Source organism: Lysobacter sp. Soil_N_51 (genome assembly GCF_057655755.1).
In genome coordinates, this window is record NZ_JBDGLR010000002.1 from 48040 (window position 1) to 62991 (window position 14952).

The 14952-nt window shown below is 66.8% G+C and carries 14 protein-coding genes; 6 read left to right on the plus strand and 8 right to left on the minus strand.

Going from position 1 to position 14952, the window contains the following annotated elements; all coding sequences use genetic code 11:
- Positions 1–30 precede the first annotated feature (30 nt).
- Entirely contained in the window at positions 31–2013 is a 1983-nt protein-coding gene (locus AC3A4T_RS03265; protein ID WP_487674077.1) for a S9 family peptidase, read from the minus strand.
- Between the two features lie 182 nt (positions 2014–2195).
- Here AC3A4T_RS03265 and AC3A4T_RS03270 point away from each other — a divergent pair, with 182 nt between their 5' ends.
- Entirely contained in the window at positions 2196–3344 is a 1149-nt protein-coding gene (locus tag AC3A4T_RS03270; protein ID WP_487674078.1) for a dipeptidase, read from the plus strand.
- Positions 3345–3788: 444 nt separating this feature from the next.
- Here AC3A4T_RS03270 and dnaG read toward each other — a convergent pair whose 3' ends face one another.
- The 6 genes from dnaG to rpsU form a co-directional block, all read right to left on the minus strand.
- A complete protein-coding gene (gene dnaG / locus AC3A4T_RS03275; protein ID WP_487674079.1) occupies positions 3789–5540 on the minus strand; it encodes a DNA primase in 1752 nt (583 codons plus the stop codon).
- A gap of 195 nt (positions 5541–5735) precedes the next feature.
- Positions 5736–6362, minus strand: a complete 627-nt coding sequence (locus AC3A4T_RS03280) for a glutathione S-transferase family protein (protein WP_487674080.1) — start codon at positions 6360–6362, stop codon at positions 5736–5738.
- A gap of 94 nt (positions 6363–6456) precedes the next feature.
- Positions 6457–7362 (minus strand): YihY/virulence factor BrkB family protein, encoded by a 906-nt coding sequence (locus AC3A4T_RS03285; RefSeq protein WP_487674450.1) that lies wholly within the window; start codon positions 7360–7362, stop codon positions 6457–6459.
- Positions 7363–7782: 420 nt separating this feature from the next.
- The gene (locus tag AC3A4T_RS03290; RefSeq protein WP_487674081.1) at positions 7783–8127 is read right to left on the minus strand and encodes an SEC-C metal-binding domain-containing protein; all 345 of its coding nucleotides are present in this window, start codon (positions 8125–8127) and stop codon (positions 7783–7785) included.
- Between the two features lie 118 nt (positions 8128–8245).
- Complete coding sequence (locus AC3A4T_RS03295; protein ID WP_036112471.1) at positions 8246–8692, minus strand: GatB/YqeY domain-containing protein; 447 nt, start codon at positions 8690–8692, stop codon at positions 8246–8248.
- 206 nt (positions 8693–8898) lie between these two features.
- A complete protein-coding gene (rpsU, locus tag AC3A4T_RS03300; RefSeq protein ID WP_031371286.1) occupies positions 8899–9114 on the minus strand; it encodes a 30S ribosomal protein S21 in 216 nt (71 codons plus the stop codon).
- A 148-nt stretch (positions 9115–9262) separates the two neighbouring features.
- On the opposite strand from rpsU, the gene tsaD reads away from it, so the two are divergent.
- The 3 genes from tsaD (at position 9263) to AC3A4T_RS03315 (ending at position 11868) form a co-directional block, all read left to right on the plus strand.
- Complete coding sequence (tsaD, locus tag AC3A4T_RS03305) at positions 9263–10285, plus strand: tRNA (adenosine(37)-N6)-threonylcarbamoyltransferase complex transferase subunit TsaD (RefSeq protein WP_487674082.1); 1023 nt, start codon at positions 9263–9265, stop codon at positions 10283–10285.
- 150 nt (positions 10286–10435) lie between these two features.
- On the plus strand, positions 10436–10792 hold the full coding sequence (gene folB, locus AC3A4T_RS03310) for a dihydroneopterin aldolase (RefSeq protein WP_487674083.1): 357 nt from the start codon (positions 10436–10438) through the stop codon (positions 10790–10792).
- A gap of 248 nt (positions 10793–11040) precedes the next feature.
- Entirely contained in the window at positions 11041–11868 is an 828-nt protein-coding gene (locus AC3A4T_RS03315) for a DUF6159 family protein (RefSeq protein WP_487674084.1), read from the plus strand.
- A gap of 186 nt (positions 11869–12054) precedes the next feature.
- Here AC3A4T_RS03315 and AC3A4T_RS03320 read toward each other — a convergent pair whose 3' ends face one another.
- Entirely contained in the window at positions 12055–12921 is an 867-nt protein-coding gene (locus AC3A4T_RS03320) for a hypothetical protein (RefSeq protein WP_487674085.1), read from the minus strand.
- Positions 12922–13150: 229 nt separating this feature from the next.
- Here AC3A4T_RS03320 and AC3A4T_RS03325 point away from each other — a divergent pair, with 229 nt between their 5' ends.
- Positions 13151–14335, plus strand: a complete 1185-nt coding sequence (locus AC3A4T_RS03325) for a class I SAM-dependent methyltransferase (protein WP_487674086.1) — start codon at positions 13151–13153, stop codon at positions 14333–14335.
- A gap of 52 nt (positions 14336–14387) precedes the next feature.
- A complete protein-coding gene (locus AC3A4T_RS03330; RefSeq protein WP_487674087.1) occupies positions 14388–14813 on the plus strand; it encodes a VanZ family protein in 426 nt (141 codons plus the stop codon).
- The last annotated feature ends 139 nt before the right edge of the window (positions 14814–14952 follow it).

Consider the following 14952-nt stretch of genomic DNA (forward strand, 5'->3'; position numbering starts at 1 on the left):
GCTTTTAGCTTCTACCCCGACAACCCAACCTCACTTCTCCCCAATCAAATGCCGCTGCCAGAACTCCATGGTCGCCGCACTGAAGTAATCGGCATTGGCCTTCTTCTGAAACCCATGCCCCTCATCGTTGAACATCAAGAACCACACCGGCTGCCCATTGCCGCGCACCGCTTTGACGATCTGCTCGGCCTCGGTGTACGGCACCCGCGGATCGTTCTTGCCTTGCGCGACGAACAGCGGCGAACGGATCTTGCCGGCGTTCTTCAACGGCGAGATACGATCGAACACCGCCTTCATCTCCGGCACGCGCTCGTCGCCGTATTCGGCGCGGCGCAGGTCGCGGCGGTAGGCCTCGGTGTTGTTGAGGAAGGTGGTGAAATCCGAAATGCCGACGATGTCGACGCCGGCGCGGATGCGGTCGCTGTAATGCATCAGCGAGGCCAGCACCATGTAGCCGCCGTAGCTGCCCCCATGCACGCCCACGCGCTTGGCGTCGAGTTCGGGCTGCTTGGCGATCCAGTCGAGCAGGCTGCCGATGTCCTTGACCGAATCCTCGCGCTTCTCGGCGTTGTCCAGCCCCAGATACGTGCGGCCATAACCCGATGAGCCGCGCACGTTGGGCACCAGCACCGCCACGCCGAGTTCGTTGGCGAGGAACTGCGCGGTCGCGTTGAAGGTCGGCTGCGCCTGGCCTTCCGGGCCGCCGTGGATCTGGATCACCACCGGCAGTTTCTTGCCGGCCGGCGCGTTCGCCGGCTTGTAGTAGAACGCCGGAATCGTGCGCGGCTTCCCGTCGAGCTGATCGAAGGTCGGGTAACGCACCAGGGTCGGGGTGACGAACTGGCTCGAATCCAGGCCGCCGACTTCGCTGCGGGTCCAGCGCGCGAGCTGACGGTTGGCCAGATCGATCACGTACACGTCGCTGGGCGAGGTCGCGGTGTTGATCGACACCGCGATGCGCTTGCCGTCCGGCGAGAAATCGACACCGCCGATCACGCCGATCGGCAGGTCGGGGAGTTTCACCGGCTTGTGATCGGGCAGCGACAGCACATGCAGTTTGCTGATCCCGTCTTCGTTGCTGACGAACAACAGGTGCTTGCCGTCTTGCGACAGCGACACGCCGCCCACGTCCCACGGAATATCGGCGCTGAGGACCTGCAGCTTGTGATTGGAAAGATCGTGCCGGCGCAGGCTGGTGAACTCCTGCGCCTTGCCGTCGATCGGCTCGTCGGAGACGAAGTACACCGCGCGACCGTCCTTGGCGAAACGGAAATCGCCGATCGCCGCCTTGCCGCCGTCGACCGGGAACATTTCCAGCTTGCCGGTCTGCAGGTCCACCAGACCCGGATAGGTCTCGCTGGCCGACACGAACTTGCTCACCAGCAACTGCTTGCCGTCGGGCGAGAAATCCGCCGCGTCCCAGCTGCCGCCCTCGGTCACCACCGCGCGCGGCTTGCGCGTGGCGAAGTCCATCACCCACACATCGGTGTCCTTGCCGTTGCGCACGGTGCTGCTGTAGGCGAGCTGCTTGCCATCGTGCGAGAACAGCGGCCCGTCGTTGCGCGACTTGCCGTCGGTCAGCAGGCTCACCTGGCGCGATGCCAGATCGAACCAGTGCAGTTGCCAGAACTCGTTGCCGCCGATGTCCTTGCCGAACACGAAACCGTTCAAGCCGCCGGGCGCCGCGGTCAGGCGATTGACCGGTTCGGGGTAGAAGGTCAGTTGCTCGCGCATGCCCAGCGGCTGGCAGACGCGATGGGCCTGGGTGGTTTCGGCGAAGCGGGTGCCGATCAGCACGCAGCCATCGTGGGTCCAGCCGGCGAAACCGGCGCCGCGGGTGTTCTGGTAGCGGTTGAGCCGCTCCTGCAGTTCGGGGCTGATCGCCGGTACGTTCTCGCTGACCCGGTTGCCTTGTTCCTGGCGTGCAACATCCTGCGCGTGGGCGGGAGCGCAGGCGAGTTGAGCGAATGCCAGCGCCAACGCGCTGACGGATAAGGCATGGCGCAGCGGCATCGTCGTTCTCCCCGGTGTGTCGATGGGGCGTCAGGCCCGCGGCGCTGACGCACGGACCCCGAGCTTAGCGCGCCGCGCCGCCGCTGTGATCCATCCCGAAAGTCACGGACGGAAGCGTCCGACGTTTGGCTTAGAGTGCGGGACCGGCGTCGCGCCGGGTGCCGCGTCCAGGGAGAAGATCGATGCTCGATCGAAGGTCGTTTTTGATCCGCGGCGCGCTGGCCGGCGCGGCCGTGTTCGCCGCCGGCGCCGCTGGTCCGTTGCGCGCGGCGGGCGCGATTGCGAGCGGGCCGCCGCGCTGGGCGCCGTACGACGAGGCGATGGTGATCGACGGCTGCGGCTTCATCGGCGATGCCGACTCCGGGCCCGGCGAGGCCTTGTCGCAGCGCTTGATCGACGAAGCGCGCGGCAGCGGCCTGCGTGTGCTGCAGACCACGGTCGGCCCGGTCGCGCAGTACGAAGGCGCGTACGAAGACGCGGTGCGCAGCATCGGCCTGTGGGAAAACGAAATCGACCGGCATCCGGACGTGTTCGCGCGGGTGCGCACCGGCGCCGACCTGGAGCGCGCTCGGCGCGAGAAAAAGCTCGGCGTGGTCTATCAGTTCCAGGACAGCGCGCCGATCGGCGAGAAGCTCGAACGCGTCGACGATTTTTATCATCTCGGTCTGCGCACGGTGCAGCTGACCTACAACGTCCGCAATCTGGTCGGCGACGGTTGCATGGAAGCCGGCAACGCCGGCATCAGCCGTTTCGGCCAAAGCCTGATCGAACGCCTCAACGAGCGCCGCATCCTGATCGACCTGGCCCACAGCGGCCGCCGCACCGCGACCGAGGCGATCGCCGCATCGAAGGCGCCGGTATTGATCAGCCATACCGGTTGCGCGGCCTTGGTCGAACGTCCGCGCAACAAGACCGACGCCGAATTGCGCGCGGTCGCCGACGGCGGCGGCGTGGTCGGCATCTACCTGATGCCGTTCCTGCGCGAAAGCGGTCAGCCGATGGCGGCCGACCTGATCCGGCATATCGAGCACGCAGTGAAGATCTGCGGCGAAGACCACGTCGGCGTCGGCACCGACAACATGCTGTCGCCGGTGGAGCTGAGCGAGAAGTACAAGGCGCGCCATCGCGAGGACATCCGTGATCGCCGTCGCCTGGGCATTTCCGCGCCGGGCGAAAGCGAGACGGTGTATCTGTATATCCCCGACCTCAATACCCCGAGACGCTTCGAAACCCTGGCCGGGATGTTGTCGGCGCGTGGGCATTCGGATGCGCGGATCGGCAAGATTCTGGGCGGGAATTTCGCACGGGTGATGGGGCAGGTTTGGGGGTGAGGGTTGAGCGATGGATACGATGCTTGCGCGTGTGATAAATGCTAGCGCTAGATGTCCCGTCGTAAACCGCGTCGCGCCAAGCCGTCATTCCCGCGAAGGCGGGCTCGGTTTTACTTCGGCGGAGCCGAACATCCAGAGACTTCAGCGTCATTCCTCCAGAACGTCATTCCCGCGAAAGCGGGAATCCAGCGACTTCAAACGTTCTCGCACGAAAAGCACTGGATGTTCGGCTCCGCCGAAGTAAAACCGAGCCCGCCTTCGCGGGAATGACGGTAGGTGAGGTCTGTGCGATTGGAAAGATGCGTTACTTCGGGCGACTTTCGAATTAGATGACTTGTAGCAACGGGGGACTTGCGGAAGTAGCGCAGCGCGATAGCCTTTATCCGATTCCCGATTCCCGATTCCCGATTCCCGATTCCCGATTCCCGATTCCCGATTCCCGACTCACCCCGGCGCCCGCGGCCTACTCAACCGAGCCTGCAACAACGCCAGCAACTCCCGCTTCTCCTCATCCCCAAGCCCGGTCTCACCCTGCTGCATCTGCAACTCGGCCAGCCGCTGCTCGACCATCTGCTTTTCCAACTGCCCCACCGCATCGAAGAACTCGCGCTGCAAGGTGTCGTCGTTGCCCGGCAGGCTCTGGCTGGCGAGCTTCTGCAAGGCGCCGGACTGCGGATGTTCGGCGAAATGTTCGAGCAAGGCGCCGGTGCTGATTTCCGGGCGCTGCTGCACCACCTCGACGATCTCGGTCAGCAGGTCGATGCCCGGCTGGCGCAAGGCGGAAAAGCGATACGGCGGGGTCAACCCAGCGGCCAGCGAGGGTTTTTGCAGCAGCACGCCGATCGCGCTGCGCACCAGCGAGCGCCTCGGCGTCGGCGCGTGGCGGCCGCCGCCGGAATGCGCGCGCTGGGTCGGCACATGCGTGTCCGGGCTCGCCTGACGGCCGCCGACGCCGGTCAGCTCGGTCAGTCGCTGCTTCATCAGATCGGCGAACGCGCCGGCGGGAATCTGCGCAAGCAGCGGCTTGGCGCGTTCGGCCAGACGCCCCTTGCCTTCAAGCGTGTTGAGGTTGACGTCGGTGGCGATCGAATCGAACAGGAACTGCGACAGCGGCGTCGCCTCGCGCAAGCGCCGGTCGAAACCTTCGGCGCCTTCGCTGCGCACCAGCGAATCGGGGTCTTCGCCGTCGGGCAGGAACAGGAAGAACGCCTGGCGCCCGTCTTTCATTCGCGGCAATACCGATTCGACCGCTTTCCACGCCGCGCCGCGCCCGGCGCGGTCGCCGTCGAAACAGAAATACACGTCGGCGGCGTTGCGGAACAGCAACTCGGCGTGGTCGGGCGTGGTCGCGGTGCCGAGCGTCGCCACCGCGGTGTCGACGCCGTGCTGGAACAGTGCGATCACGTCCATGTAGCCCTCGACCACGATCAGGCGCGGGATCTTGTTGTGGGTCTGGCGCACCTGCCAAAGGCCGTACAACTCGCGGCCCTTGTGGAACAGCGGGGTTTCCGGCGAGTTGAGGTACTTCGGCCCGTCTTCCTTGTCGAGCACGCGCCCGCCGAAGGCGATCACGCGGCCGCGCCGGTCGTGGATCGGGAACATCACCCGGTCGCGGAATTTGTCGTAGACCCGGCCGCTGTCGTTCTTCGACAGCATGCCGCCGCGTTCAAGCAGTTTCATCCGGCGCTCGTCGGTGCCCAGCGCGTCGCGCAGCGCGTTGAAGCCGTCGGGCGCGTAGCCGATGCCGAAGCGGTCGCGGATGTCGATGCTGACCCCGCGGCTGTCGAGATAACCCTGGGCCTTGCCGCTGCTCGCGTATTGCTTGAGGAAGAAACGCTGCGCGGCTTCCAGCGCGTTGAACAGTTCCTGAGTGTCGGAGTCCTCGTTGCGCGAGCGCGTATCGCGCGGGACTTCCACGCCGACCCGCTTGGCCAGTTCCTCGACCGCATCGAGAAACTCGAGCCGGTCGTAATTCATCAGGAAGCTGATCGCGGTGCCGTGCGCGCCGCAACCGAAGCAGTGATAGAACTGCTTGGTCGGCGAGACCCAGAACGAGGGCGAGCGCTCGTCGTGGAACGGACAGCGCGCCGAGTATTCCTTGCCCTGACGCTTCAGCGGCACGCGCGCGCCGACCACCTCGACGATGTCGGTGCGGGCGAGGAGGTCGTCGATGAAGCCGTCGGGGATGCGGGCCATGCCGGGGGCGCCCGCGAAGGGCGGCGGAACTCGTTGCGGATCGGCGACTAGGATGCCATGAGCCGCGCGCTCAGGCCGCGACGGGATCGGGCGGGCTTCGGGTGGGTGTGCGCCGCCACGATGGATGGGGCTTCGTTTGCGCGGCCCGGGCTTCAATCCGACGCCCGGGCGCTCGCTGGCTTTCCGCCGCCGCGCCTACAACCCTGGCCGCCCCGGCCACGGCTCGGCCCAGGCCGGAATCCGCATCAGCCCGTCCAGCCAGCGCACGATGTTCGGGTAGTCGCCCAGCGGCAGATGGCACTGGCGCCAATAGGTCGCCATCGAGGCCAGCTGGAAGTCGGCGATGGTCAGCCGGTCGCAGGCGACGAAATCGCGGCCTTGCAGGTGGCCGTCGAGCACGCCGGCGTACTTGGCGATGTCGCGCTGGCGCGATTGCAGCAGCTCCAGGTCCGGCTCGCCGAAACCGAAGTGGCCTTTGACGATGTATTCGAAGTAGTGCGCATCGATCGTCGGCGCCCAGTGGCAGTCGTTCCACGACAGCCAGCGCAGCACCTGCACCTGTTCGGCCGGATTGTGCGCCGGCCACATGTCCGAACCGGCGCGGATGCACAGGTAGGCCATGATCGCCGAGGCTTCCCACAGCGCCACCTCGCCGTCGACCAGGGTCGGCGCTTTCATGTTGGGATTGAGCGCGGCGTAGTCGGGGTGTTTCATCGAGCCGGCCATGAGGTCGTGCTCGATCAGCTCGGCCTCGATGCCCAGGTGCCTGACCAGGGCCAGCACCCGGCGCGGGGCCTGGGCTTGGATCCAGTGGATTTCCATCGGTGACCTCGTTTGCGCTGCGGATACTCAGGCGACGAACGGGCACGCGCGGAATCGACAGGCGCCGCGTTCACCGCGCGGCGGTCGGGGCCGACTAGGTTCCGGCCGAGGTTGCGGCGTCGTGCGCCGCCAATCCCGCCGCCTTGCGCTCCTCGGCCAGGCGCCGGCGCACCCGCGCGTGCTCGTCGAGCATCGCGGTGATCAGCGCGCCGAGCAGGAACACCACCGCGCAGTAGTACATCCACACCAGCATGATCACCAGGCCGCCGGCCGGCCCGTAGGCGGTGCCGAGGCTGGCTTGGCCCAGGTACAGGCCGATCGCGCTGCGGCCGAGCATGAACAAGCCGGCGGTCAGCGCGCCGCCGACCAACGAGCGGCCCTTGCTGACCGGACGATCGGGCAGCCAGCGGTACATCGCCGCGAACACCAGCGCGTACAGCACGAACGAAGCGATCGCCGCGAACACCGGCAGCAGGTCGGGCACGTAGGCGATCAACAGTTGCAACGCGGCCTGCACCGCCATCGACACCACCAGCAGGAAGCCGACGCTGATGACCATGCCGAACGACAGCAGGCGCTTGCGCAGCCACGCGGCCAGCCCGCCCAGGCGCTTGGCGTCGCTGCGGAACACCCGGTTGAGCGCGGCCTGCAATTGCCCGAACACCGCCGAGGCGCCGACCAACAGCGCGACCGTGCCGAGCAGCGCCGCGAACGACCCCGTGCCCGGGCGGTTTTCGGCGTTTTCCACGATCAGCCGCGCCGTGCTTTCGACCTGGCTGCCGGCGAGCAGGCCGATCTGGCGGAAGAATTCCTCCTGCGCCGACGGGTACAGCGCGGTGGTCAGCCACAGCACCATCAAAATCAGCGGCGCCAGCGAGAGCAAGGTGTAGAACGACAGCGCCGCGGCCAGGGCGAGGATGTCGTAGTCGACGAAGCGCTGTACGAACTTGCCCGGCCAGCTCTGCTCCAGGCGGGCCTGCAGGGCGTGGATGCGCTCCATGGTCTCGTGCGCGAACTCGCCGGCGCCGGTGCGCAGGTCCGGGTTGGAGGCGCGCGATGCGACATCGCGCGGGGGCGCGTGATCGTTCGCGGGCGAGGTCGGCTGGTCGGAATTTACGGGCATGCGGAACAGATAGCGGCGCGTGCGGCGTCGCATTCAGTATCCGCCAATCGGGTTAGCGGCGCGTCGGCGTGATGTGCAGATCGCGCGGGTGGTGTTCAGGCGCAGCGCGGGTCAGCGATTCACCGCCACAAACTGCGGTCGAATGCCCCGTATGCACCTGTAGGAGCGGCGTAAGCCGCGACCGCGCCAACCAAACCGCCGCGCCGCCTGCAAGCAAGCGACGCGACAGCAAACACGGCGGCCATTCTCAGCCGCCGAAGCGATCAATCACGGAAGTAATCGTCGCGCTCGACCCCTTCATACCGCCCGGCGCCGAGGCAACAGTTCCTTAAACCTCCGCGTAGAGCCGCAGGGGCAGGGATCGTTGCGGCCCAGCTTCTCGACCAGTTCCTTGTCGCCATGGACCAGGCGCCGGCCGCGTTTGACCCGGGATTCGGATGGATAGCCTTTGCGCCGTTTGCGGGTGATTTCGCGCGTGGGCTCAGCGTCGAGCGCAGGGTCGACGATGCCGCAGTCATCATCATGGAGCGCTGCTTCGAAGTCGGCCTCGAAAGCAGGTCGTGGCGTCAAACGCCGGCGTGGTCTCGCGCGGCAGCGGCTCGAAAGCAGTCGCGGTGGATGGTCTTGCGCTTCATGCGGCACCCCCGGGTGTGCGGCCCTTGCGGGCGAGGGATCGCAGGCGCCACGGTCGCGGCACCTGCGGGGTTCCGGGCCGCCCTCGTCCAGATGGGCGGCGTGTCGCGGCGTGTCGCGGCGCGGCTCAGCCGGCCAGACGCTTCTTCGCCAGCGCCGAGGCCTGGCCCATGTCGGCCTTGCCGGCCAGCTTGGCCTTGAGCGGGCCCATCAGCTTGCCCAGGTCGGCCGGACCGGTCGCGCCGACTTCGGCGATGGTCGCTTCGATCACCGCCAGCACTTCGGCCTCGCCCATCTTGGCCGGCAGGTAGCGTTCGATCACCACGATCTCCTCGCGCTCGACCTGGGCCAGGTCTTCGCGCGCGGCCGCCTCAAACTGGCTGACCGAGTCGCGGCGCTGCTTGACCATCTTGTCGAGGATCGCGATCACCGCCACGTCGTCGAGCTCGATGCGTTCGTCGACTTCCTTCTGCTTGAGCGCGGCATTCATCAGGCGGATCACGCCCAGGGAGTGCTTGTCGCCGCTCTTCATCGCGGCCTTCATGTCTTCGGTGAGGCGTTGCTTGAGGCTCATAAGTGCTGGGATTCGAGATTGGTGATTCGGGATTCGGGATCGGGAAGCGAGGGAAGGATGACCGGCATCCGCTTTTGCGAATCCCGAATCCCCAATCTCGAATCCCGGCTTGAACGCAAAAAGCCGGCAGCGCACAAGGCGCGGCCGGCTTGATGGTCATCCCATGCAGGGCCAGCCGCGAAGCTGGCCATGCGCGGAATGCGCGATCAGTACAAGCGCTGGCGCTTGGTGACGTCGCGCGAGGCGCGGCGCGCCTGACGCTTCACCGCGGCGGCGGCCTTGCGCTTGCGCTCTTGGGTCGGCTTCTCATAGAACTCGCGCTTGCGGGTTTCGGCGAGGACGCCGGCCTTTTCGCAGGTGCGCTTGAAGCGACGCAGGGCAAACTCGAAAGGCTCGTTTTCGCGGACTTTGACGCTGGGCATACGTAATCTCGTTATCTGGGACCGGCCCGGAGGACCGGGAGAGCCGCGCATTATAGCGATGCTCTCGCCGAAGGTGCAACATACACCCCATGAACGCGACATTCTCCCAGAAAACGGCGGTCCCCGCCTCGTCCGAGGTCCCATCCCGATGAAGGTCCTGGGCATCGAGACCAGCTGCGACGAGACCGGCGTGGCCGTGTACGACACCGACACCGGCCTGCGCGCGCACGCCCTGTACAGCCAGATCGCCCTGCATGCGCAGTACGGCGGGGTGGTGCCCGAGCTGGCCAGCCGCGACCACGTGCGCAAATTGCTGCCGCTGGTCCGCCAGACCCTGGCCGAAGCCGGGCTGCGCGTGGACGAACTCGACGGGGTGGCCTACACCGCCGGCCCGGGCCTGGTCGGCGCGCTGCTGGTCGGCGCCGGGGTCGCGCGCGCGCTGGCCTGGGCGCTGGAGGTGCCGGCGATCGGCGTCCACCATATGGAAGGCCACCTGCTCGCGCCGCTGATGGAGGACGACCCGCTCGGCCGGCCCGAGCCGCCGTTCGTGGCCTTGCTGGTGTCCGGCGGGCATACCCAGTTGGTCGCGGTCGATCGGATCGGCCAGTACCGCCTGCTCGGCGAGACCCTCGACGACGCCGCCGGCGAAGCCTTCGACAAGACCGCCAAGCTGATGGGCCTGCCGTACCCGGGCGGCCCGCAACTGGCGGCGCAGGCCGAACTCGGCACCCCGGGCAAGTACAAGTTCGCCCGGCCGATGACCGACCGGCCCGGCCTGGATTTCAGTTTCAGCGGCTTGAAGACCCAGGTGCTGCTGGCTTGGCAGAACAGCGACCAGGCCGAGCAGACCCGCGCCGACATCGCCCGCGCGTTCGAGGACGCGGTGGTCGACACCCTGGCGATCAAGTGCGAACGCGCGCTCGACGCGGCCGGCTGCAAGACCCTGGTGGTCGCCGGCGGCGTCGGCGCCAACACGCGCCTGCGCGCCAAACTCGCCGCGATGGCGGAAAAACGCGGCGGCCGAGTCGCGTTTCCGCGACCGATGTTCTGCACCGACAACGGCGCGATGATCGCCTACGCTGGCGCGCTGCGATTGCAGGCGGGGCAGCACGAGGAAGCCGCGGTGAAGGTGACGCCGCGTTGGGATATGGCGTTGTTGCAGGCGGTGTGAGTGAGGGGCGGGGATTGGTGATTGGGGATTCGGGATTCGCAACGGCGGATTCGACCCGACCATGACCTTGTCGCCGGCTGCGAGTAGCATGCGCTGCTTCGCGCTTTGTTGTTGCGAATCCCTAATCTCTAATCACGAATCCCATCGCTCATGGATCACGTTTTCATCGAAGGCCTGGAAATCGAAGCCGTGATCGGCATCTACGACTGGGAGCGCGGTATTCGCCAGCCGCTGGTGTTCGATCTGGAGATGGCGTTCGACAACCGCGTGCCCGCGGCCAGCGATGCGATCGGCGACACGCTCGACTATGCGGCGGTGTGTGCGCGCATCACCGAGTTCGTCGCGCAGTCGCAGTTCGGCCTGGTCGAGACCCTGGCCGAGCGCGTGGCCGCGATCGTGCTCGACGAGTTCAAGGTCGAACGGGTCCGGCTCAAGCTCAGCAAGCCCGGTGCGATTCGCAATGCGCGCGGCGTCGGCGTGTCGATCGAGCGCAGCCGCGGCGGTTGAGCGGATCGCTTGGGGTGATCGGCGATTTGAGCCGAAAGCGTCGGGCTGAAGCCTCTCCCGCAAAGACCTCTCGGCCTCAACGCCAGCAGCTGGTTTTCGCTATGCGCCGAAGGCATGACGCGTCGCTTTTTGCGGGAGGGGCTTCAGCCCCGACGCTTTTGTCCCAGCTCGCCCGCGGCCCACATTCCACTTGCGAATTCCCATCACAGGTTCGACGATGCCCCGGTCACTAAACCTGGGGGCAGGCGATGTTCGAGAAAATTTCCCGCAGCTGGCAATTGGCCAAGGCCAGCGCGGCGGTGCTCAATTCGGATCGGGAGCTGTTGATCTTCCCGATCATTTCCGCGGTCTGCGTGCTGGTCGTGCTGGCGACGTTCCTGATTCCGGCGCTGGTGCTGGACGTGTTCGCCGACGGCTACGGGCCGGGCTCGCTGCTGTTCGCCTTCGCGTTCTACTTCTGCCAGTACTTCGCGATCATCTTCTGCAACTGCGCGCTGGTCAGCGCGGCGATGATCCGGCTGGAGGGCGGCGACCCGACCCTGGCCGACGGCTTCAACGCCGCGCGTTCGCGCTTGGGCGCGATCGCCGGGTACGCGGCGATCGCCGCGACCGTCGGCATGATCCTCAAGGCGCTCAAGGACCGCGACAACAACTTCATCGTGCGCCTGATCGGCGGCGCGCTCGGCGCGGCCTGGACCATGGCGACGTTCCTGGTGGTGCCGGTGCTGGTCGCCGAGGACGTCGGCCCGATCGATGCGGTCAAGCGCAGCGTGGCGATGTTCAAGCGCACCTGGGGCGAGAGCGCGGCGGGCATGGTCGGCATCGGCTTGGCCACGGGCCTGGCGATGGTCGCGGTCGGCCTGCTCGGCTTCGGCCTGGCTTATGTGCTGGGCCTGCTGTCCTCGGCGTTGGCGGTGCTGCTCGGCGCGATCACCGTGCTGGTGCTGCTGGCGCTGGCGGTGTACCAGAGCGCGCTCGGCGGCGTTTATTCGGCGGCGTTGTACCGGTATGCGGTCGACGGCGAAGTGCCGCGCGGCTTTGAAGGCTTGCAACTGGAAAGCCCGCTGGCGCGTTGAAGCGGGGCATTCGTGATGGCCAGGATCGGGACGCTTCGGCGCCCCGATTTGTTTGCGATTACAAAGTTGCGGTCAGCACGCCCGTATCGAAATCAAGCAATCCGACTGTAGGAGCGACGCAAGTCGCGATCGCGCCACAACAACCACGCCGAAACCCACGCAATCGCCGCGCCGCACACACCAACGCTAAGTCTTCGCCAACGCCGCCGCCAGCAACTCATCGTCGGCCGCACCCAACGCCACGGCAATCTGGCTTTCATCGCCGGCCTGATCCGGATAGAACCACACCACCGCCGCATCGCCCGCTCGCGGCAAATGCATCGCATCGAACTGACTGGTCTTGGTGACCCAGCGCTCGACGCCCTGGTGATCGCTGAACTTGACCACGTAGCGAATGCGCGGCTGATTGAGGATTTCCACGCCGGTGTCGTGGGTTTCGGTGACCACGCCGGCGGTGCGCGTGCCCTCGCTGACGATCCGGCGCAGACGCAGGAAGTAGCGCACGCGCTTGCGATAAGCGCGCAGCGCGAGCATCGCGCACACCATCGCCATCGCGACCAGCAACAGCGGCGCCCAATACTGCGAATGCCAGCCCAGCCAAGTCAGCCAGTCCCACTGCGCGCTGGGCGGCGAAGGCGCGGCCAGCGACGCGCCGACAGGCACCGGCGGCAGCCACGAATCCGCGGCGCCGCGCCACAGGCCGAGCGCCCAGGCGATCTGGGTCACGGCAAAACTGCCCCAGGTGGTCGCGGCCATGCCGTACAGTTCGGCCAGCACGAAGCTCAGCAGGAAGCCGAGGATAAATGCGCCGGAGGCGCCGACGAAGATGCCCCAGGACATCGGAGGCGTGGCGTCGGCCGCATACGCCAAGGGCGCCACATAGCCGTCGCCGACGGGATACTGGCCCACGTGCGCGACCGAATAGGCGAACAGGCCCCACAGTGCGGCGACGATCAAAACCAAGACCCAGAACAGCCAGTTGGGTCGCTGCGGCTGCTGGAATTGATCGATCAGTTCCTGGCGCCGGGCGATGGCCGGATCGACCGTGCTCATGCGCGAGCCTCCTTGGATGACCGCGCCATGCTGCACGGATAGTTTGAAAGTAAACCGCACATGGCATCGAAAGCCGCGGGTTTAGTACCAAAGCGCTAGCGTTTGGCGTCGGGCGGCGCGGCGCCGCGCGCAGGTGCCGCAACAGCCCGTTCGACGCCCGCGACTCGCCGCCGCCATCGCCGGGCCGTATCCTGACGCCCTGTTCCTGCTGCCCGCCGTACCCCACACCGTGAAAACCTTCGATCTGCCGCCTCCCGACGCCGACGCGCTCGCCCACAGCGCGCGCCTGGCCCAATTGATCCGCGAGCAGATCGCCGCGAACGGCGGGGCGATCCCGTTCTCGCGCTACATGGAACTGGCCTTGTACGCGCCCGGCCTGGGCTATTACAGCGCCGGTGCGAGCAAGTTCGGCCGCGACGGCGATTTCGTCACCGCGCCCGAGCTCGGGCCGATCTTCGCCGCCTGCGTGGCCGAAGCGGTGGCGCCGGTGTTGCAGCAGATCGGACCGCAGGCGCGGTTTCTGGAAGTCGGCGGCGGCACCGGCGCGTTCGCCGAAGTCGCGCTCAAGCGGCTGCTGGAACTCGATGCGTTGCCGGACCGTTACGCCATCCTCGAACCCAGCGCGCAACTGCGTCACCGTCAGCGCGAGCGTCTGCGCGAACGGCTGGTGCCGCCGTTGTTCGAACTGCTGGAATGGCCGGACGGCCCGTTCGGCGACGAGTGGGACGGCGTGCTGTTCGCCAACGAAGTGATCGACGCGCTGCCGACGCCGCGTTTCGCCATCCACAACGAGGAAATCCACGAAGAACACATCGTGGTCGAGGGCGATGGCTTCGCCCGCGAGTTGCGCCCGGCCGACGATTTTCTCGCCAACGCGGTGCGCCAGGCCGAGCGCAGGCTTGAGCATCCGTTCGCCGAAGGCTATCGCTCCGAGTTGTTGCCGCAGCTGCCGTACTGGATTCAGGCCGTGTCCGGTGGTTTGCGCCGCGGCGCGATGCTGTTCGTCGATTACGGTTATCCGCGCGGCGAGTTCTACGCGCCCGAACGCAGCGACGGCACCTTGCGCGCGTTCTATCGTCATCGCATGCACGGCGATCCCTTGCTGTGGCCGGGCTTGCAAGATCTGACCGCGTCGGTGGATTTCACCGCGCTGGTCGAGGCCGGTGTGCATGCCGGGTTCGATCTGGCCGGTTACTGTTCGCAGGCGAGTTTCCTGCTCGGCAATGGCCTGGCCGGCGTGCTGCAGCGGATCGAGTCGATCAAGGACGAAGGCGAAAAGCAGCGTCGTCTCAGCGAGGTCAAACAGCTCACCTTGCCCAGCGAAATGGGCGAGCGCTTCCAGGTGATGGGCTTGCAGAAGGACGTCGAGTTCGGCGTTGCCTTCCTGGCGGGCGATCTGAGTCATCGCCTGTGAGCGCATGTCTGTTTGTCGAACGGTGTGTCGAGCTGTTCGTGAGCGCGCGTCCGTGAGCGCCGCGCCGTCGCGCGCGTGGCTGCGCGAGTTCGAACGTCCCGCGCTGTGGGTCGCGCTGTGGCTGGCGATGATCGCGGTGGTGGTCGCGACCTGCCTGTTGCCCGCGCGCGATCTGCCGCCGACCCCGTTTTCGCAGTTCGACAAGATCGAACATTTCAGCGCCTATCTGGCGATGTCGGCGTATGCCGGCATGCTGTTCGCGCGGATGCGGCCGCAGGCGATCGCGGCGATCGGCTTGATCGCGATGGGCGTCGGCCTGGAATTCGCCCAGGCCAACCTGACCGATTCGCGCAGCGGCGATGCCGCCGATGCCCTGGCCAACGGCCTGGGCGCGCTGGCGGGTTTGTTCGTGGCGCGCACGCCGGTGGCGCTGTGGTTACAGCGGGTCGATCGCAGGTTGGCGTCAAAGCGGGGTTGAGCGGGGCGACAGCGAGATTGCGGCGTCGTTTTATTGACGTGGTCGCGGCTTACGCCGCTCCTACAGTCGCTTCGCCCAGCTACGCAGGTGCTGGCGCCTCCTGTAGGAGCGGCGTAAGCCGCGACCGCGCCACCTCACC